This window comes from Neolewinella litorea, from assembly GCF_004803465.1.
Lineage (GTDB): Bacteria > Bacteroidota > Bacteroidia > Chitinophagales > Saprospiraceae > Neolewinella > Neolewinella litorea.
On the sequence record NZ_SRSF01000002.1, the window covers coordinates 621,432 to 641,207 of the forward strand.

At 61.7% G+C, this 19,776-nt stretch carries 17 protein-coding genes, 1 tRNA gene and 1 pseudogene; 8 read left to right on the forward strand and 11 right to left on the reverse strand.

Annotated elements, in window-relative coordinates:
- The first annotated feature begins 42 nt into the window (after positions 1 to 42).
- The 4 genes from E4021_RS08260 (at position 43) to E4021_RS08275 (ending at position 4,834) form a co-directional block, all read left to right on the forward strand.
- Positions 43 to 855 carry a hypothetical protein gene (locus E4021_RS08260; RefSeq protein ID WP_136458241.1) on the forward strand — a complete coding sequence of 271 codons (813 nt, stop codon included), beginning with the start codon at positions 43 to 45 and terminating at the stop codon, positions 853 to 855.
- Between the two features lie 138 nt (positions 856 to 993).
- Positions 994 to 2,421, forward strand: coding sequence for a pyruvate kinase (gene pyk, locus E4021_RS08265; RefSeq protein ID WP_136458243.1), 1,428 nt, complete (start codon positions 994 to 996; stop codon positions 2,419 to 2,421).
- Positions 2,422 to 2,508: 87 nt separating this feature from the next.
- A complete protein-coding gene (locus tag E4021_RS08270) occupies positions 2,509 to 4,065 on the forward strand; it encodes a tetratricopeptide repeat protein (protein WP_136458245.1) in 1,557 nt (518 codons plus the stop codon).
- Between the two features lie 10 nt (positions 4,066 to 4,075).
- Positions 4,076 to 4,834, forward strand: coding sequence for a DUF4292 domain-containing protein (locus E4021_RS08275; RefSeq protein ID WP_168797524.1), 759 nt, complete (start codon positions 4,076 to 4,078; stop codon positions 4,832 to 4,834).
- A gap of 213 nt (positions 4,835 to 5,047) precedes the next feature.
- Here the strand turns inward: E4021_RS08275 and E4021_RS08280 are convergent, their stop codons facing one another.
- From E4021_RS08280 to E4021_RS08290, 3 genes are all read right to left on the reverse strand, one after another.
- Positions 5,048 to 6,418, reverse strand: coding sequence for an NAD(P)/FAD-dependent oxidoreductase (locus E4021_RS08280; RefSeq protein WP_246050252.1), 1,371 nt, complete (start codon positions 6,416 to 6,418; stop codon positions 5,048 to 5,050).
- 323 nt (positions 6,419 to 6,741) lie between these two features.
- Positions 6,742 to 7,500 carry a geranylgeranylglyceryl/heptaprenylglyceryl phosphate synthase gene (locus tag E4021_RS08285; RefSeq protein WP_136458249.1) on the reverse strand — a complete coding sequence of 253 codons (759 nt, stop codon included), beginning with the start codon at positions 7,498 to 7,500 and terminating at the stop codon, positions 6,742 to 6,744.
- Between the two features lie 93 nt (positions 7,501 to 7,593).
- A tRNA-Leu gene (locus E4021_RS08290) sits at positions 7,594 to 7,678 on the reverse strand.
- A 196-nt stretch (positions 7,679 to 7,874) separates the two neighbouring features.
- On the opposite strand from E4021_RS08290, the gene E4021_RS08295 reads away from it, so the two are divergent.
- The gene (locus E4021_RS08295) at positions 7,875 to 8,504 is read left to right on the forward strand and encodes an NAD(P)H-dependent oxidoreductase (RefSeq protein WP_136458251.1); all 630 of its coding nucleotides are present in this window, start codon (positions 7,875 to 7,877) and stop codon (positions 8,502 to 8,504) included.
- 12 nt (positions 8,505 to 8,516) lie between these two features.
- On the opposite strand, the gene E4021_RS08300 is transcribed toward E4021_RS08295, so the two are convergent.
- The 6 genes from E4021_RS08300 to proB all read right to left on the reverse strand — a co-directional run bounded on the left by E4021_RS08300 (position 8,517) and on the right by proB (position 14,028).
- The gene (locus E4021_RS08300; RefSeq protein ID WP_136458253.1) at positions 8,517 to 9,572 is read right to left on the reverse strand and encodes an isoaspartyl peptidase/L-asparaginase family protein; all 1,056 of its coding nucleotides are present in this window, start codon (positions 9,570 to 9,572) and stop codon (positions 8,517 to 8,519) included.
- A 76-nt stretch (positions 9,573 to 9,648) separates the two neighbouring features.
- A complete protein-coding gene (locus tag E4021_RS08305) occupies positions 9,649 to 10,044 on the reverse strand; it encodes a hypothetical protein (RefSeq protein ID WP_136458255.1) in 396 nt (131 codons plus the stop codon).
- 73 nt (positions 10,045 to 10,117) lie between these two features.
- Positions 10,118 to 10,894 (reverse strand): ABC transporter ATP-binding protein, encoded by a 777-nt coding sequence (locus E4021_RS08310; RefSeq protein ID WP_136458257.1) that lies wholly within the window; start codon positions 10,892 to 10,894, stop codon positions 10,118 to 10,120.
- Positions 10,895 to 10,906: 12 nt separating this feature from the next.
- Complete coding sequence (locus tag E4021_RS08315) at positions 10,907 to 11,653, reverse strand: MlaE family ABC transporter permease (RefSeq protein ID WP_246050253.1); 747 nt, start codon at positions 11,651 to 11,653, stop codon at positions 10,907 to 10,909.
- A 63-nt stretch (positions 11,654 to 11,716) separates the two neighbouring features.
- A complete protein-coding gene (locus tag E4021_RS08320; RefSeq protein WP_136458259.1) occupies positions 11,717 to 13,210 on the reverse strand; it encodes a right-handed parallel beta-helix repeat-containing protein in 1,494 nt (497 codons plus the stop codon).
- 32 nt (positions 13,211 to 13,242) lie between these two features.
- A complete protein-coding gene (gene proB / locus E4021_RS08325; protein WP_136458261.1) occupies positions 13,243 to 14,028 on the reverse strand; it encodes a glutamate 5-kinase in 786 nt (261 codons plus the stop codon).
- 39 nt (positions 14,029 to 14,067) lie between these two features.
- On the opposite strand from proB, the gene E4021_RS08330 reads away from it, so the two are divergent.
- The gene (locus E4021_RS08330; protein WP_136458263.1) at positions 14,068 to 15,477 is read left to right on the forward strand and encodes an ArnT family glycosyltransferase; all 1,410 of its coding nucleotides are present in this window, start codon (positions 14,068 to 14,070) and stop codon (positions 15,475 to 15,477) included.
- A gap of 1 nt (position 15,478) precedes the next feature.
- Here E4021_RS08330 and E4021_RS08335 read toward each other — a convergent pair whose 3' ends face one another.
- Together E4021_RS08335 and E4021_RS08340 are read right to left on the reverse strand one after the other, a co-directional pair.
- Positions 15,479 to 16,234: a T9SS type A sorting domain-containing protein gene (locus E4021_RS08335; RefSeq protein ID WP_136458265.1), complete on the reverse strand. Its 756-nt coding sequence runs from the start codon at positions 16,232 to 16,234 to the stop codon at positions 15,479 to 15,481.
- 20 nt (positions 16,235 to 16,254) lie between these two features.
- Positions 16,255 to 17,742: a formylglycine-generating enzyme family protein gene (locus E4021_RS08340; protein ID WP_136458267.1), complete on the reverse strand. Its 1,488-nt coding sequence runs from the start codon at positions 17,740 to 17,742 to the stop codon at positions 16,255 to 16,257.
- 248 nt (positions 17,743 to 17,990) lie between these two features.
- On the opposite strand from E4021_RS08340, the gene E4021_RS08345 reads away from it, so the two are divergent.
- Together E4021_RS08345 and E4021_RS08350 are read left to right on the forward strand one after the other, a co-directional pair.
- Positions 17,991 to 19,337, forward strand: coding sequence for a polysaccharide deacetylase family protein (locus E4021_RS08345; RefSeq protein ID WP_136458269.1), 1,347 nt, complete (start codon positions 17,991 to 17,993; stop codon positions 19,335 to 19,337).
- A 204-nt stretch (positions 19,338 to 19,541) separates the two neighbouring features.
- Positions 19,542 to 19,776, forward strand: a pseudogene (locus tag E4021_RS08350) (IS256 family transposase); the annotation flags it as partial.

The following is a 19,776-nucleotide window of genomic DNA, read 5'->3' on the forward strand; positions in this document are numbered from 1 at the left end:
GGGCGTTCATGACCTTTTTTCGGCGCATCCGGTTCCTAAGGCATGGACATCCGTTTTATCCCCCAGGAAGAGATCGACAAGCAACTCTACAACAGTTGCGTACACTTCGCCACCAACGGGAGCCTCTACGGCTACGACTGGTACCTCAATGCCACCGCCAAGGAATGGGACCTCCTGGTGGAGGGCGACAACTACGTCACGGCCATGCCCCTGCCCAAGCGGCAGAATTGGCTAGGGCGTACCTACCTCACCCAGCCTACCCTCGTACCGGACCTGGCAGTCTACAGCGTGAAGCCCCTCAGCCCGAAACGCATTCAGGCCTTCTGGGACGCCATCCCGGACACCTTCCGCGGAGGGGAACTTACTGTGGAACCCGCCTCCGTCCCCGGGCAGAGCGGCCGCTTCACCGTTACCTCCGCCGTAGGCGAGGCCCTCTTCCTCAACCAACCCTACGAAGCCATCACCGACAACTTCCCCTCCGGCTACTACGACCGTATGGCCCGAGCCGAGGCCGCCGACCTGCTGCCCGTACCGGTGATCAAACCGGAGGCTTTCGCCGCCTTCTGGCTGGAAGTCCACGGCAGCGGCGGCGAGAATGAGTGGAAGTTCCACGCCATGCAGCGCATCATGTACCAGATCCTTCACCGCAGTTGGGGCAACGCTACCGGCGTGCAGACCCGCGACGGCGAACTGCTGGCGGTTTCCTTCAACGCCTACAGTCACGGCCGCGTTTTCCCCCTGTTTCGCGCCGAAAGCCAGCGGGGCGCGGACGCGGGTGCCATGACCCTGCTCTACGATACCCTCCTGCGCAGTCATGCCGGCCGCAGTCTCAAGGTCGAACTACTGCCCGGTTAAACAGGTATAGCAATGTTATCCCTTTCCTGCCGCCCTACCCCCGGCCGGTCCTTTTACGCCGGTAAAGGCCAATTATCGCTTACCTTCGCGTATTATTGTATTTTCTACACTATCCTATAAATTCAAGCTACACCTCTTATGACCGACCACCAGAATACCAAGATCGTAGCTACCGTGGGTCCCGCCTGTAATTCTTACGAGGGGCTCAAGGGCCTAATTGAGGCCGGCGTAGACGTCTTCCGCCTCAACTTCAGCCACGGTACCCACGAGGATCACAAGAAAGTGGTCGACCACATCGTGCGCCTTAACGCGGAACTGGAAACCCACGTCAGCATCCTGGCCGACCTACAGGGCCCCAAACTGCGCGTCGGCAAGATGGAAGGCGACGGGCTGGAGCTTGAGGCCGGACAAATCGTCACTTTCGTCAACGAGGAATGCGTCGGCAATATCGACCGGGTGTACATGAGCTACCCCCAGTTTGCCCAGGACGTCCGCGTAGGCGAACGCGTACTGGTCGACGACGGTACACTCGTCTTCGAGGTCGTGGATACCAACGGCATCGACACGGTAAAACTGAAGGCCCTCTACCCGGGCACCCTGAAGTCGAACAAGGGCGTCAACCTGCCTAATACCAAGATCAGCCTGCCGAGCATTACGGAAAAGGACTTTGAGGACCTGCAATACATCCTCACCCTGCCGGTGAACTGGATCGCCCTGAGCTTCGTGCGCCACCATTCGGATTGTAAGGAACTGCGGGCCCACATCGACCGCGCCCAGCACCCGGCCAAGATCATCGCCAAGATCGAGAAGCCCGAGGCGGTGGAGAATATCGACAAGATCATCAAGCACTCCAATGCGATCATGGTGGCCCGCGGTGACCTCGGCATCGAGATGCCCATGGAGCAACTGCCCATCATTCAAAAGGAGGTCATCCGGAAGTGTATCCAACGCGCGCGCCCGGTCATTGTCGCCACTCAGATGATGGACTCCATGATCACCAATCCCGGCCCCACCCGCGCCGAAGTGACCGACGTCGCCAACGCCGTACTCGACGGTACTGACGCCGTGATGCTCAGCGGTGAGACCAGCGTGGGCCGCCACCCCGCCCTCGTGGTGAAGTGGATGAACAGCATCATCGAGGAAGCCGAAAAGATCTACGAGATCGGCGTGCGCCGACCCAAGTCGAACGCCCGCAGCGGTACCTTCATCAGTGACGTAGTCAGCTCCGCCGCTACCTGGGCCGCCCAGAACGTCGGCGCCCGCGCCATCACCGGCCTTACGCGCTCGGGCTACACGGCCTTCAAGCTGTCCAGCTTCCGGCCCCACGCCAAGATTTACATCTTCAGCGATATCCCCCAAATGCTGGCCACCCTCAACCTTTGCTGGGGCGTGCGCTGCTACCACTACGACAGCTTCGCCAGCACCGACCAGACGATGGAGGACATCGTCGAGATCTTGAAGCGGAACAACCACGTACAGTCAGGTGACCGTATCGTCAACACCGCCAGCATGCCGCTGGAAGGGCGCGGACGATTGAACACGATGAAGATCACGGAAGTAGAATAGTCGTGCCGGTGGCTGGCCCGACCAACCTTTAGCACTACTTGCCCGCTCGAAACGTTAGTAGGTAGCCAGTCTATCTACCACCGTCCTATGCGTATCCTGCTCTTGCTTCCCCTTCTTTTCACGCTGAGTTTCCTTTCCGCCCAGTCGGAAAGGAGTGAAAGCGAGGTAAAAAGGGAGGAACAGTTCATCACCGCGAAGCGGGAAGCGCTGCTCGGAAAGACCGACGACGCCATCGCCCTTTTCCAGGCCCTGCTTGAGGAGCAGCCCAAAAACGATCCGGCCCTCTTCGAACTGGCGCGACTGCACTACGCGGCGGGCAACACCGCGCCGGCCATCGAAGCCCTCCAGCGGGCCTACGCCATCCGGCCCAACGACGTCTACGCCGCCTTCCTGGCCGACCTCTACCAGGCGGCCGGTCGGTACCGCGACGGAGCGGACCTGTACGCCCAACTCATCGAGCAACGGCCCACCCAAGCGGAAAATTACCTGGAACGGGCGGCGTTCCTCGTCCGCGCCCAGGACGTGAAGGGGGCCATGAAGGTGTACGACGAGCTGGAAGACCGCATCGGGGTGAACCCAGAGCTTTCGCGCCGCAAGCACGCCCTTTACCTGGGTACCGGCGACCGGAAGCGCGCCGAGCAGGAACTGGTATCACTGATCGAAGCCTTTCCCGACGTGATCGACTACCGCCACCTGCTGGCGGGCTATTACCGCAGTCAGGACGAGGATAAGAAAGCACGCGAAGTTTACCAGGAGATTCTGCGCCGGGAACCCGCCGACGTGCGCGCTCAGCTCGCCCTGCAGGATGCCGCCCCCGGCGGCGACGTTGCGGGTACGGACGACCGTGAACTTATGGCCTTGCTCGCCCGGCCTGAAGTCGACCTGGACCTCAAGGTTGGCAAGTTGCTGCCCCTCATCCAGCAAGTAGCCAATACCGGCGACCGGGCCCTGGGTGATCGCCTGCTGGCCCTCACCGCCGAACTGCGCCGCGTACACCCCGACGCCGCCAAAGCCGCCGCCATCGCGGGCGACTTGTATTTCCATACCGGCCGGCTCACCGAAGCCGCACAGGCTTACCGCGAAACCCTGGAACTGGACGATACCGTTTACCCCGTCTGGGAACAGCTCCTGGCGGCCCTCTACCTGGATAACCAGCTGGTCGACCTGCGGGAGTACGCCGAAGCCGCCCTCGACATCTTCCCCAACCGACCGGCCGTCTACGTACACTACGCCCTCGGGGAAGCCCTCCGCGGCGATTTCGGGGAAGCCAACAACCTGCTGCAGCAGGCGCAACTGATGGTCAGCGCCAGCCCCGACGCCGCCGCCGCGGTAGACGCCCTGCAGGCTGCCTTTACTGCCCTGGAGACCGGATCGGATGCCGATAACCTGAACCTGGCCCGCCTTCCCGGTGGCGAAGGGGGTCCGCTGGCCTTTTATCTCAAGCAACGTAACGACCCCGACGCTGCCGCGCTGCAGTCCGCCGACAGCCCGGTCAACACCAACGCCCTCCTCCTGGAACTGATGGGTGATGCCCAACAGCGTGCCGGCGACAAGGCTGCCGCGGCCGAACTCTACGCTCGTGCCCAGGCCGCGGGGAGCCGGTCCTCTACCCTCGCCCGGAAGATTTCCGGACTCAAAAGCTAAATCGCCCCGCATGCGTTTTCCCTTCCTGGCCTTCCTGGCTATCCTACTTCTATCCACCTGTAACCGCAAGGTGGCCGGGCCCGCCGCGGGGGGCACCGACGACCTGCCCACCGGCAAACTGCGGCTCGCGCAGGTACTCCGGGCCATCGACGACAAACGGGCCACCTCGGAATGGATGGACGCCCGCGCCCGGGTGGATGTGGCGAGCGAGAACTTTTCCATTGGTGGCACCGCCTACATCCGCCTCCACCGCGATAAGGCCATTTGGATGAGCGTGAAAAAGTTTGGCATCGAGGGCGCGCGCGCCCTCATCCGCCCCGACAGCTTCTTCCTCTACAACCGCCTCGAGGGGGAATACATCGCCGAGCCCCTCAGCTACATCGAGGAGAAATACAAGATCCCCGCCCGCTTCGACCTGCTGCAGGAAATCTTCTTCGGCAACGCCGTCTTCCTCACCGAAGACCTGGAAGTGAGCCGCGACAACGGTTCCATTCGCCTCATGGGCCGCAACCGGGAATTTGCCGGCGACTACCGCTACGATCCGGTCACCTACCAGCTGTCTTCCATGGAGCTCCAGGAACTGGGCCAAAGCCGCGCCGTAACGGTAAGCAACGCCTCCTACGCCGCCGTAGACGGACTGTCCGTGTCCTTCCCCCGCAACCGCCGGGTAGAAGTCGATGGCGCCACGGAAGGCACCGCCAGCATGGACCTCGAATTCACCGACCTGTCCTTCACCGGCCCCCTGGAAATGCCCTTCACCTTCCGCTAACCCGTACAATGCAGCCTGAGGCCGCGAAGTACAATGCGGCCTCAGGCCGCGCAAGACAATGCAGCCTCAGGCTGCGAGGTACAATGCGGCCTCGGGCCGCGCAAGACAATGCAGCCTCAGGCTGCGAGGTACAATGCGGCCTCGGGCCGCGCAAGACAATGCAGCCTCAGGCTGCGAAGTACAATGCGGCCTCAGGCCGCGAAGAGGCACCACCTAACGCCGGTCAATCACACTAAATCGCTCCTCACCCTCCCGCAATTCCTCCTCCAGCGTGGGTTCCAGCACCAGCCGCACCGCCCGGTTATAGGTCACGTAATTCCCCACCCAGCTCAGAAAAGTAAACAGCCGGTTGCGGAAGCCAATGAGGTAAAAAATGTGTACAAAGGCCCACACGAACCAGGCCGGCACACCACTGAAGTGGAGATTAGGGGGCAGGTCGGCCACGGCGCGGTTGCGACCAATGATGGCCAGGTTGCCCTTGTCGCGGTAGCGGAAAGCCGTGGTGGGGCGGTCGCGCGCGATGGCGTTGAAGTTCTTGGCCAGCCGTTTGCCCATTTGTATGGCTACCTGCGCCACGCCGGGGTGGCCCCGGGGCCATTCGTCGTTGGTGAGCAGGGCTACGTCGCCCAGGGCATAGACGTTCTCGTAGCCCGCCACGCGCAGGTGGTCGTCGATGACGTAGCGGGCTTTGAGTACGCTGTCGGATTTTAGCCCCTCGATGATTTCACCGGTCACCCCCGCGCCCCAGATGACGGTGCTGCTGGACAGGGTGGTACCGTCCTTGAAGGTGGCCACGCGGCCGTCGTAGTCGGTCATCAGCATCCCGAATTTCAGTTCGATGCCCATTTCCTCGAGGTTGCGGTACGCTTCGCGGCTGGATTTATCCGAGAAGGACGACAGCAGTTCCCCCTCCCCTTCTACCAGGATAAACCGCAGTTGATCCATGGGGGTATCCGGATAATCGTGGGCCAGTACGTGCTTACGCAGTTCCGACAGGGCGCCGGCCAGTTCCACCCCGGAAGGCCCGCCGCCTACGATGATGAAGGTCATCAGGCGTTTGCGTTCCTCAGGGTCGTCGGTCAGGTCGGCCCGCTCCAGCGTCTGGAAGATGTGGTTGCGCAGCCGCCGCGCGTCGGGAACGGTCTTCAGCGGTAGGGTGTGGGCCTGAATGTTCTGGTTGCCGAAGAAGTTGGCGCGGGTACCGGTGGCCAACACCAGGTGATCGTAGGGAATCGCTCCCGCAGCGGTATGTACGAGTCGGGTGGCAGGGTCGATGCCGTGTACCTGCAGCATGCGGAAGTGAAAGTCGTGTTTGCGGCGGAAAGATTTGCGCAGCGGTCCGCAAATGTCAGGGGCCTCCAGGCCGGCCGTCGCCACCTGGTAGAGCAGCGGGGCAAAGGTGTGGTAGTTGTGCCGGTCGAGCAGCACCACTTGGTAGCGGGTCGTATCGAGTTGGTGAACGAAGTTGAGTCCCGCAAATCCGCCACCGATCACTACGATACGGGGTTTGGACTGGGGATCTGGAAGGTTGAGCGTAAGCATGGGAGAAGGAGCGTGGATGAGAAAACACTTCAAACCCTTCATAGTGCGATTTTCCGGGGCGCGTACGCGGGTGCAAGACCAACTCCGGGGTGCCGGCTACCGCGGTTCCGGTGAGGTTGAACAGCCACCGCACAGGCGCACGCAGTAATTCCTTACGGCACCGAACACTGCATCCCATAATCGTGACCGTGTTCACCTTGGAGCACCTATCCAACACCAAATCTATCAATGACCCGGGCACCCTCGAGCAGCGGGACTACGACCGGATGTAGACACCCTTCACCATGGCAACGGTCCGCCACTTTGACCCGGACCAATAGGCGAAGGCGCTGCGGTGGCTACGTGGGTGAGACCCACCGAGGTGTCTATTTCACGCCGACGGCGGAAGGGTGGCTAGCGTGCACCACGGCACTAAGGGAGGGCAGCCAGCTGTGGTCGCCCTCCAGTCCGTTGCCGACCACGACTAGGTCGGCTCCCGCCTGCAGGGCCTCGCGGGCGCGGTCCGGATTTCGGATGCCACCGCCCACCACTATGGGCAGATCGACTTCGGCCCGCACCGCACGGATGGTTCGGGGGTGGACCGGGGTAAGTGCCCCGCTTCCCGCGTCGAGGTAGATCAGGCGCAGGCCCAGTTGCTCGCCGGCCAGGGCCGTGGCGGCCGCGATGGCGGGCTTGTCGGACGGGATGGGCGTGGTGCCGCTCATGTAGGATACCGAGGTGGCCTTGCCGCCATCGATCAGGATGTAGCCGGTCGGTACCGTGGGCAGGCCCATCTGCTTGATGCGACCCGCTACGGTGACGTGGTGACCGATGAGCAGTTCGGGGTTCCGGCCGGAGATAAGGGAAAGGAGGAGGAGCCCGTCGGCCTGCCCGTCCAGCTGATAAACTGAGCCCGGAAAGAGCAGTACCGGCACCTCAGTAAAGCCCTTGAGCAGGCGCAAATAGTATTCCGACTGCGGTTGGTTGACCAGGCTGCCGCCCCAGAAGAAAAAGTCGACGTGACCCTGCCGAGCGTGTTCCCCCAATGCCCGGAGGCATTCCCGGGTGGCCTTATCCGGATCAACCAGTACGGCCAGCAGCTTACGGCCCGCTTCGCGGGCCCGGGACAGTGCGCTCAGGATCATCACCCAAAGGTATAACCGGCGCGCGGCAACTAAAAACCGGGGGTGGAAACGACAACGGCCCCGCTGCCAAAGCAGCGGGGCCGTCGAAGTAAGTGCCCAGGACAGGAGTCGAACCTGCACGTCCGCAATGGACACCAGCCCCTCAAGCTGGCGTGTCTACCAATTCCACCACCTGGGCGGTGATGCGCGAAGCGGACGCAAAAGTAATACGCCCCTCCGGCATTTACAATATATCGCGGCGATTTTAAAATTCCAGCGCCGCCACGGCCCGCTGAACCACCCGCTCCGCAGCCGGATTCCAAACGCGGAACCCGCGCGCCGACGCACAACTTTTTGGCCGCTTGCCAATTAATGTAGGTACAAACAATTTACCCATGAAACTGATTGAAAGCCTGAAGTGGCGCTACGCCACGAAACGATTTGACGACACCCGCCGGGTGAGTGCCGAGGACCTGCAGACCCTGATGGAAGCTACGAACCTGTCGGCCTCCAGCTTCGGGCTGCAGCCCTACCGCGTACTGGTGATTGAAGACGCCGCCGTGAAGGAGCAGCTCCGCGAAGCCAGCTACAACCAGCCCCAACTGACCGAAAGCTCACACGTATTCGTCTTTGCCGCCAAGCGCGATTTGACGCCCGAGTATATCGACAGCTACGTGGACCGCATCGCCGAAGTCCGGGGCGTGGCCCGGGAAAACCTCGACGGCTACGCCGAGTATATGAAGGGATCGGTAGCCGGTAAGGACCTCGACAGCGTACGCAGCTGGAATCAGCGCCAGGCCTACATCGGTCTGGGCACCCTGCTGGCCGCCGCTGCCGAACTCGGCATCGACACCTGCCCGATGGAGGGTTTTGACGTGGCCGCTTACGACCGGATCCTCGGACTGGAAGAGCAGGGCCTGACCGCCACCGTTATTGCACCGGTCGGTTACCGCTCGCCCGAAGACGCCACCCAGGACCACGAAAAGGTCCGCTTCTCGCTCGACGAGATGTTCACCACCGTTTAAGCCGCTGCGGGGTTACTCCTCGTAGAACTTGATTTCCCGCTCGCCGCCCGCCTTGAGGTAGCCGCGGTACATGCCCGGCGTATTGAAGGGCATAGCCACGTTACCTTGCGCGTCGAGCGCAATGAGGCCGCCCGTGCCGCCCTTCTCAACCAATGTGTTGTGGATGACGGCATCGGCGGCCTCTTTTAGTGTGGCATCGGCGTAGGCCATGCGGGCATGGACGTCGTAGGCCACCGCGTAGCGAATAAAGAACTCGCCCCACCCCGTGCAGCTCACCGCGCAGGTAGCGTTATTGGCGTAGGTGCCCGCTCCGATAATGGGGCTGTCGCCCAGTCGGTTGAAGCGCTTGTTCGTCATACCCCCGGTACTGGTGCCGGCTGCTAGGTTGCCGTTCTTGTCCAGGGCCACGCAGCCCACGGTTCCGTGTTTCTTGTCGACGTCGATCTTTTCCTGCTCGACCTTCTCGCCTTTTAGCGCCCGCTGGAGGGCGTCGTAGCGTTCCTGGGTAAAGAAGTAGGAGGGGTCGACTACTTCCAGGCCCTGTCCGGCGGCGAACTCTTCCGCCCCCTTGCCGGTGAGCAGCACGTGCTCCGACTTTTCCATCACGGCCCGGGCGGCACTGATGGGGTGTTTAAGGTTGGTGATGCCCCCGACGGCCCCCGCCATCTGGTCTTCGCCGGTCATGAAGCTGGCGTCGAGCTCGTTGATGCCGGCGTTGGTGAAAACGGCTCCGCGGCCGGAGTTGAAGTACGGACTGTCTTCCAGCACCCAGATGGTTTTCTCTACGGCGTCGGCGCTGCTGCCGCCGGCCTTCAGTACCGCCTCGCCGGCGTCCATGGCGGCGTTCATGGCGGCGGTAATGGCCGCAGCCCGCTCGTCGGTCATGTTCTCTTTCAAGATGGTGCCCGCGCCCCCGTGGATCACCAGGACGTACTCGGGGCGCTCCGCTGAACCGGAGTACGGATCCTGGGCGGGAGCGGCGGTCAGGGAGGAAGAGCCCGTCTCCTGGCAGCCGTAGAGGACGACGCCGAGACAGAACAGAATGGCAAGTTGGAGGAGCGAACGCATGATCGAGAGGGCTTGGTTTACCGCTAAAGGTAATGCGGCCTCCGCTTCCTTTCCGCGTTGAACCCCCTTTAAGCGCCTATTCGCGGTCTTCAAAGGTGAACGTTACGCAGTATTCGTCCTGCCGGTAGGGGTGCCGGCATTCGTCGGTGAGCAGTACCACGCTGTCGATGGCAATCGGGAACCCGCGATAGTATACGACGTCGACGATGCCCAGAGAGTCGGCTACGTGTACGTCGGAGACCGTCAGCGTCGTGTCGCCGTCAGTGAGTACGGCCTGAAGGTAGCCCGCCCAGAAGCACTGGACATCGCAGGGGCAGCGGTTGTCGTTGATCCTGACCAGCGTGAGCGCCGAATCGTCGGGCAGGGTCAGCAGATCACCGACACCGATTCCGGTGGGGCATTCCGGTTGGACTTCTTCCTTGGTACAGGCCAGCAGGAAGAGCGGGAGGAGGGTAATGATGAGGTAGCGCATGGCAATATCGTTTCCCGACTAGGACGTCCAGGGTGCCGGTTTTCGTTGGCGGGGAACAGGGTTGTTTGGTCGATCAGTCGTGTGCGTGGCGCTGCTTGAGGGCGTCTTCGCGCAGGCGCCGGAGGAAGGGGCTGGCGAAGATGAAGTCCTGCAGTACGGAGCTGTCGCTTTCGAGTACCTGAGTCTTATTGCCCTGCCACACGAGGTTGCCGTCCTTGAGCAGAACGATATTGTCTCCGATGCCCATGACGGAGTTCATGTCGTGGGTATTGATGATGGTGGTGATGTTGTTGCGCTTGGTGAGGTCGCAGATCAGTTCGTCGATCAGGATGGAGGTCTTGGGGTCCAGGCCGGAGTTTGGCTCGTCGCAGAACAGGTACTTCGGCTCGAGCACCATAGCCCGGGCGATACCGACGCGCTTCTGCATACCGCCGGAGACCTCCGAGGGGTAGCGGTCGTTGACGCCTTCCATATTGACCATTTCGAGGCACTCGTCCACCCGCTTCTCCTTTTCCCGCAGGGTCATCTTGGTGAACATATCCATCGGGAAGCGGATATTTTCACCTACCGTCATGGAGTCAAAGAGAGCGTTACCCTGAAAGAGCATACCCACCTTCATCCGGATTTCCCGCAGCCGTTCGTCCGAAAGGGAGAAAAGATCAGTATCGTCGTAGAAAACCTTGCCGGAGGTGGGCTCGAAAAGTCCGATGAGGAGTTTGAGCAGCACCGTCTTGCCCGCCCCCGAGCTGCCGATGATGAGGTTGGGCTTACCGGCGTAAAACTCAGTGGTTACGCCTTTGAGCACTTCGTTCTCCCCGAAGGATTTGACAAGATTCTCCGTACGGATCATGAGCGGGGCGGATTAGGTAAGCAAAAGGGCGATGAGGAAATCGAAGACCAGGATGAGCACGTCGCTCACCACCACGGCACTGGTGCTGGCCTGGCCGAGTTCGATGCTGCCTCCCTTGACGTAGTAGCCCATATAGCAACTCACGGAAGTAAGCAGGAAGGCGAAGACGGCCGCTTTGACGAACATCATGAAGACGTAGCGCGGCACGAAGAAGGAGCGCAAACCGAGCACGTACTCGGTGTGGGAGATGGTGCCGGGGATAACCGTACTGAGGTAACCGCCGATGATACTCACAAACGCCGAAATGGCCACCAGCATGGGGATGACCACCACCGCGGCGATGATCTTCGGCATGATGAGGTAAGCGGCGGTATTGACACCCATAATTTCCATGGCGTCGATGTGTTCTTTCTGCCGCATCCCGCCGATCTCGGCGGCGAGGTTGGAGCCCACCTTGCCGGCCAGTACCAGACAGGTGATCGTGGGGGCCATCTCGATGATGGTGATGTCGCGGACGATGTAACCTATATAATAGGAGGGCACGAAGCTGTCGCCCAACTGGTCGGCGAACTGTACGGCCGTCACCATTCCGATGAAGACGGAGATCAGCAGAACGATAAAAACCGAGCCCACGCCGATGGCGTCCATCTGCCGCATGGTCTCCTTGTAGTACATGGAGAATTTCTCCGGGCGCGAGAAGGAGTCACGCAACAAGTTGACGTAACGGCCCAGGTTATAAAGCATATTGTCGACGACCATGTACGCGGGGTGGGGATTTGGGGTTCGAGGTGTAACGCCGCCTGCGGGCTTTTGGTTTGGGTTTCAGCTACCGGGCTGCCACTCCAGTGCCCCGGCGTCGGGGGTGACGGTGTCGCGGTCGCGGCCTTCGAGATCTACGGGCAGGGCGGGCAGGAATTCGCCCAGGTGGCGGGCCACGCTGAGGCTGTCGAGGTGGTAATCGTCGTCGCTCACCGAAACGTAGAGCGGATCACCTGGCTGCAGGTTATAGCAGCCGCGGCAGTATTCGGTGTAAAAATCGGCAAATAATCCCCCGTTGCTCCGCAGGAAGTCCGCATCCGTCCGCACCACCGAATTGGTGATTTCGAGGGAAAAGAACCCGTCCTGCTCCCCCTCAAAGGCGTCGGTCAGGGCCAGCTCGCCGCTGCGCGACCCGCTGATGATGCTGTTGCGAATTACGCCGCTGAAGGGGGCCGCCAGGCACTGTTCGGTGGCGTCGTCGCAAGCGAAGTTCTGGATCAGCAGGGCCGAAGCGTCGACCCCGTAATTGGCCAACGTGCTGTGCTCGAGGAGCAGACTGCCGCCTTTGAGTACCTGGATGGTATTGCTGAAGTTGGAATGAAAGAGACTGTTGCGCACGGTGAGGTCCGACTGATAACCCGTGATGGCCGGGCCGCTGCTGTTCACGATGCGGGAATTCTCAACGGTCACCTCCGCCAGGCTATCGGCCGTAATGCCCACGATGCTGTTGCGGATCTCGGTGTACGCGATGCGGTTGCCGCGGCTGCCCGGGCCGAGGATTAGTCCGCGGTAGGCCCCGCGCGCCTCGGCGTAGCCAGCTTCCAGCCGGTCGGTGGCCAGGATCACGGGATCTTCCAGGGTGCCGAGAAATTCCAGGCGCCCCTCGGGCAGTGTGTAGATGAACCCGTCGTTGAAGATGCCGCTGCCGCCTAGCACCTCATTGCGTTGGATGCCGCCGTGAAAGTAGATGCGCGTTCCGGCCAGCGCGCGTAGCGTGCAGCTGTCAACGAACATCGAGCCGTAGATGACCGTGGGCAGATCGGTGGGAAGGGTAAAGGTGCCGTCCTGGCAGATGGGCTGGAAGAAGCTTCCCCGCCGAAACCCGTTGAGGTAGTTGGCGTTTTGGCCGAAGGCCTGCAGCACGACCGATCGCTGTACGTCGCCGGTCTCAAAGACGAGGCGGTCCTCGGCTATGAAGGGACTGGTCGCCTCCGGTTCGGTGGGGTCCACCTCCACTTCCACGAAGATGAAGATGCTGTCCTTGGCGAAGATGACCACGTCCTCCGCTACCGGCCCCAGAGTACCGTCGGCGTTGAAGGTGAATACCACGCCCGTTTCCCCGGCCACGCGAATGCGGTCGATCCGCACCGGGTCGCTGGCGTCGTTGTACACCTTGATCTGGCGGGTGGCGCTGCCGCGGGCGGTAAAGACCGTATCGAAACTGAGGGTATCGGCCTCGAAGCGCAGTTGCACCGCCTCGCCGGTCACGAAATCGCGGTCGACCTCACAGGCGACCAGCAGCAGGACCAAAACAGACAGAAAGTACAGTAAGCGCATGGCGGGGGGTCGGTACAAAGGTTAAGAACTGGCTAGGGTCGGGGACTATTGTCCGCCGCCGCGACAACCGTGCCGGGCCAATCGCCGTCGACCAGCCGGTGCAGGATGCCGGAACGGCGGCCGTTGCCGATCAGTACAGGAATGCCGGTGGCGGCCGTTTCGCGGGCGATGCGCAACTTGGTGGCCATACCGCCGCGGCCGCCGCTGGTGCGGCGGGCCTGTACCACGCGCTCGCTGTCCTCGTCCTGCGCGTCCACGAAGGGGATGAGCCGGCTGCCGGCACCGTCGGGCGGACCGTCGTACAGTCCCTCCACGCTGCTCAGGATGACCAGCGCGTCGGCCTGGAGCATTCGCGCGACGAGGCCAGCCAGTTCGTCGTTGTCCGTGAACATAAGTTCGGTCACCGCTACCACGTCATTCTCATTGACCACCGGTACGATCTCGTCGAGCAGGAGGGCGCGGAAGCAGTTCAGCATATTATTGTAGTGGAGGTCGTCGCGGAAGTCGCCCTTGGTCGCCAGCACCTGGGCGCACAGCAAGCCGTGACCGGCAAAGAGTTGGCGGTATAGTTCCATGAGCCGCACCTGCCCGATGGCCGAATACACCTGCCGCTGGGCCACGGCCCCGTCGTCGGGCCGCTCGGGCAGTAACTCTCGGCCCGCGCCGACGGCCCCGGAGGAGACGAGCACCAGTTCCACGCCCCGGAGTTTGAGAGCCGCGATCTGATCGACCAGCCCACTGATGCTGGTCACGTCGAGCCGCCCGTCCGCGCGGGTGAGGACATTGGTGCCGACTTTGATCACAAGACGTTTGTACATGGGGCGAAGGTAAGGCAGCAGACCGTCTATCTTTGCCGCATGCGGTATCCATGGTGGGTAGTTTTGGGGGCCTTCTTCTTGCTAGCCGTAGCCATGCGCTGGGGCTCCTTCTTCATCTCCGTCATCGACCACGACGAGAGCACCTACATCGTGATCGCGGACGAGCTGCTGCGCGGGGAGGCGTACCTGCGCGACGTGATCGACACCAAGCCGATCGGCATTTTTTGGATCTACGCCGCCCTCATCAAGCTCACGGGCGGCAGCATCTTTCTGCTCCGGCTGGCGGCCGCGGCCTTCGTTGCCCTGGGTGCCTTCCTCCTCAGCGTGACCACCTTTCGGGCTACTCACCGACCGCTGAGTGGGTACGTGGCCGGGGTGGTCTACATCCTTATGTGCAGCGTCTACAAGTTCTACGGCGTCTCCCCCAATACGGAAATCTTCTTCAACGTCTTCACCATCGCCGCCGTAGCCGCCGCCGTGGCCACCAGCCGCAAGCAGTGGCTCGTGGCGGGTTTGCTGCTCGGCACCGGTTTTGTGATCAAGCCCTTTGTAGCCGCCGAGGCCCTGGCCGTCGGTCTTTACCTGGTATGGTACTACCGGCGGGAACCGGCGCGGATAATCGGGCGCGGAATGGTGCTAGTGGGCGGATTCCTCCTGCCGGTGGCCGCGGTGGTGGCCTACTTTTACCACCTGGACCTGCTCGACGCCCTCTGGTTCTATAGCGTTAAAGTGAACGGGGCCTACCCCATCGAGCTGCCCTGGTACCTGCGACTCAAGTTCATGGGCGACTACCTCCTCCGCTACGCCCCCATCGTGCTGCTGGGCGTCGGCGCGCAGGTGCTGGGCAAAGCAGACGAGCGCCATCGTGAGTGGACGGCCTACCTGCTGCTCCAGTTCCTGCTGGTCAGCGTCGTGGTGATGCTCACCGGCAAGCGCTTCGGACATTACCAGGTGCAGTTGCACCCCATCGTGGCGCTTTACGTGGGGGCCTGGGTGGGCTACACCTGGGAGCACGTCCTGCGCCGGCGGTGGGTACCCGTGGTGGTGGCCGTCGTATCGCTCGGACTGGGCGTGGTCCACTTCTTTTACTACCAGAAGAAGGCGGATGAGCCGCGGGTGATTGCCGCGTACCTCGCGCCCCGGCTGGCCCCGGGGGAAACCTTTTTCACGTTGAATGGATTCCAGATTACCTACCACCTGCTGGACCGGCCCGTGCCGACTCCCTACGTTCATTCCAGCCTCCTATTTTTCGAGCATCACGCCCGGGCGTTCCGCATCGACGAGGCGGCGGAAGCGCAGCGCATCATCGACGACCCCAGCGTGCGGTACCTCGTGGGCCGCATTAACGACCCGGAGACCAACACCTCCCTTACCGAAACCCTAATGCCCCATTTCCACCCGGCCGGAGATATCACCCACGACCTGCGGGTGTGGGAAAGAAACCAGTAATCTACCGACCCACCACTACCCGCTGACTTTGCCGGCCTCCGTCTTGCCCGTCGAGGGTAACAATGTAAACGCCGGGTGGCAGCCGGAGGGCCGTACGGTAAATGCCGTTTCCGGAAGGGCCCAACGAACGGCGCAATTGCTCCCGGCCGTCCAGCGAAAAAACCTGCAGGGTCAGGTCGCCGGCTGCGCCGGCTACCGAGATACCCAGTTTGTGGTCCAGGACGGGGTTGGCCAGGATTGTGAACGACCAGCCGGCCCGTTCGAACACCATTCGCTCGAGGGCAGATAGCGAGAAAGATCCGTCGGCTTCCACCGTCCGCAGGCGGTAGTAGGCCTCGGCACCTTCCGGAAGCGGAAGTTCAATCCGGTAGTGGCGGTTTGCCGTCAATGGGCCAGTGAGGGGGAGGCGCTCGGCCAGTGCCGCAAAGCTCACCCCGTCGGGGCTGTATTCTACCACGTACCGGTTTAGGTTCTCTTCGTGGGTGGTTTCCCACGCCGCCTCTACCGCCCCGCCGCGGTTAGTGACCCCGAAGTAGGTCAGCACAGCGGGCAGCGAAGCTTCGGAAACGATCTCACTGTCGTCGCCACCGGCGATACCACCCCGGTAGATGCTCTCCCCTACCACACTGCTGGCCGAGATTCCGCCCGGCCGACCGTCACCCAGGTCGAATGCTATCTGAGCCTGACTTTCTGGCGTGAGGGAGAAGAGGAAAAGCCCGACCAGGGCAAGACGCAAGGAGAGGGATAAGGGGTACATGTTGAGATGTTCGTGGCCGATCAGTTGGGATAGGTTCGGACGCCCCGGAAACCGTGCGTTTCCCCAGCGGTGAAATTTGCCGCGGCGAACTCGCGCGACGACACGCGCAGGGCGCTGCGCGCGCTGAGAAAGGAACCGCCCCGGCTTCCGTATCCGACGCCGCTCAGGGGCCAGTTCAGAATATCGGCCAGCCCCCCCGGCGATACTTCCCCGTCCCCGTGCAGGCCCGTATAAGATCTTCCCGCGGCGTCACCGGCGGTCACGACCAATTCGCTGAGGTTACCCGATAATTCGAGAATGCCGTAGTAACTCCCCCCGCTGGAAGTGCGCGAAAAGCGCGTCCCGCTGGCGGCAAAGGCGCCTACCCGCACTGGCCCGTTGAGGATCTCCAGGTCGATGCGCAGCCGGTTGCCCATGTACAGTCCGTTCCCTTCGGTTTCGGAGATGTCGTCGGCGTTGGCAACGCCTTCGTTGGGGTTGTTGTGTCCGCTGACGGCGTAGGCCGTCGTATTGATGGAGGCGTTGCCCCAGGCGTATTCCCGCGGGATGGGATAGGTGGTGCCGCGGCATGCCTTTTCGTACTCCAGTTCAGTCATCGGCCGCAGGCCGGTCCAGTCGAGATAAGCCAGCATCTGGTCTACGGATAGAAAGGATACCGGCACGTAGGGGCAGCTGGTGGCCGCCGGGTTACTGCCGTCCCAGCAGAAGGCATTGCGGAAGAGCGACAGGTTGGCGCACAGGGTGCCCTCCGCCGACAGGTCAAGCGTGACCTGAGCCGCTGCCGGCTGCCGATTGAAGAACTGTACGTATTGATGCTGCGAAGCCTCGTATTTCATGCAGTAGAACCCCTGGTGGCCTTTCGGGTATTGGGGCCCCAGGTAGCCGGTGAGGGTGCCGGAAGGGATCGCTCCGACGAAATTCAGGTCACCGGTGAGCGTCCCGATGCGCATGCTGTTTTCGGACATCACTTCGTAGGGCCCGGTGCTCAGGGGCAGCCATTCGTCCATGCGGTAAAATTCAGCGATATCGCCACCGTCGGCGCCGAGGTAATAGGCCCCTTCCGGTACGTAGACCATCTCGATCGCATATACCTCGACGATGACTAGGTCGCCATCGGTCACGCCGTCGGCTCCGTAGTCCCAGAGTACTTCGATCCCAGTGTGGAGCACGTCGCCGACCCCGGCTGCGGAACGGTACACAAAGGCTCCAATGTTATCGCTGGTGATATCAACGGTGGTTCCGGAGGGGACGCTCACCGTGTCGGTCAGCGATGCGTGGTGCCAGGAGCCATTGCCGATGCGGTACTTTACGAAAACCCACCCGGCATCCCAGTTGAGCGGGGCAGAGTTCACGCGCCAGGAGTTCTCCCAGCTTACATCGAAACGTATGATGCGGGTCTGGTTGTTGAGGTCGCGGTCTCCAAGGTTCACGTTCGCCACGTCAATGTTATTGGCGTGGAGTGCGTGCACCGTGACCGCCAGCAGGGTCAGGGTCAACAAGCGGAACATAAGTGAGTGGAAGGGGGATCCCAATAGGGACCCCGGGGGTGTTTAGGTATTTGATTTCCGGAACAGCAGCCCGGGTTAGGTGCAGGTATAACTCCCAAAAACCCCTGACTATTACTCACTTAACAAATTAAATACCGGACAGGAAGCAAAGCACAAAATGATGTACATACACCATTGTTACCGACACTAATCTAATTAAGGTACACTTGTGCGGCTACACATTTTGCCGGCTGCTTATCTTGACCCTCATGCAGACCTGTCCATTCTTTTCCATCTTTACATGGCGTACGATCCTGATCCCAGCGCTCCTTATACTTTCCGTGCCCCTGCGGTCCCAGGCACCAGGCACCACGGTGATCGAGCGGTGGCCCGACGGCAAGCGGGGGGCGGTCTCCATTACTTTTGACGACGGCATCATTACCCAGTTCACCGTCGCGCGTCCGATTTTGGACAGCCTGGAGCTCGACGCCACCTTTTACGTCATTACTGGCAAGATCGAGGGATCGGGGCAGGGCAAATTCATCGGTCGCCCCCCAGCGGAGATCATTGCAGAGACTGCCAGGATTCCCACCGATTCAACCAACCTCTTTGAGCGGGCCTCCCTGATTGCCTTCACCGGAACCACCGAAGCCGTGGATTACCATTCCAGGGTCGGCTCCGCATACGAAAGCGGCCGGGCCGACGAGGCCTACCGCCTGTTGGATGAGGCCTACCGCAAACTGCGGGAGGGTAGCCTGCGGAATACCGACGACGTGGTCTTCCACGACAATCCGGTAGATACCACCAGCTGGGATGACCTGCGCGCTTACCAGGCGGCCGGACACGAGATCGCCAGCCACACCGTGACCCACCCGCGCCTGGCGGTGCTCGACGAAGCGAACATGCTGTACGAGCTCGGGCAAAGTAAGGCGGACATCGCCCGGGAGCTCGGCGAAGCCGCCACCTTCACGGCCGAGGGGCCGTACGGCACCGAGGACGAGCGGGTGATGCACTACGCGCACACCGTCTACCCCGCCCTGCGCAACCGTATGCCCACCCCCTACCTGGCGGAACTCAACCGCGGCAGCCGCGAAAATCCGGGCGACCAGGAGGAGGAATACGTCCAGTGGCAACGCGGCCCCGTGGATGCCACGACCTTGCAAGAGATGAAAGCCTGGGTAGATACCACGCTGGCCCACGATAACGTCTGGCTCGTAGAGGTCTTTCACGGGGTTGACGACTACGGGTGGGCCGCCCGCCCCGCCGCCGAACTCCGGGAATACTTCACCTACATCAAGGAGCGAGAGGACCGACTCTGGATCGCACCCTTCGCCACCGTCACGAAGTATGTGCGCGAAAGACAGGGAGGTACAGTCAGCAGCATCCACGAAGGAGAAAGCCTGCTGGTGGCCGTGCACACCGAACTCGATACCGCCACCTACAACGTTCCCTTGAGCCTCAAAACCTACCTGCCCGACGGATGGGCCGGGGCCGAACTTACCCGCTCTACGACGGGCAATCCCGTTGCCTTGCCGGTACACCGCGATGCCCACGGTCGCCGCTACGTGCGCTACGCACTGCGCCCGGTAGAGCGAGGCGTACTTCATCGACGGTAATTGCGGTAGACCATGCCCCTACCACCACGCCACTGAGGCCGGCTTCCAACCGGGTCGGTCCGGCACCTGCGGCCGCGCCCCCGAGCGATTTACTTAATGAGTATTCCCGTAACACGGAGGGCCGCCGACCGGTCAGAAAAGAAACCGTTTCAAAAAGTGTGTCACGATAAGAACCAATAACTTTCGTAACACACTACAAGCACCATGGAAAACGAAGAATTCGATATGGAAGCCTTCCGCGAGGAGGCGATTAAGAAGCTACAAGCGGGCGAAGGCCTGCTGGGTGAGGGGGGAGCCTTCACCCCTTTGCTCAAGTCCTTTCTGGAGCAGGCACTGGACGGTGAGCTGGACGCTCACTTAGCCGATAAAGACGAACCAAATCGCAAAAATGGCCGTGGCAAGAAGCGCATCCGCACCTCGTTGGGCGAAGTGGAGATCG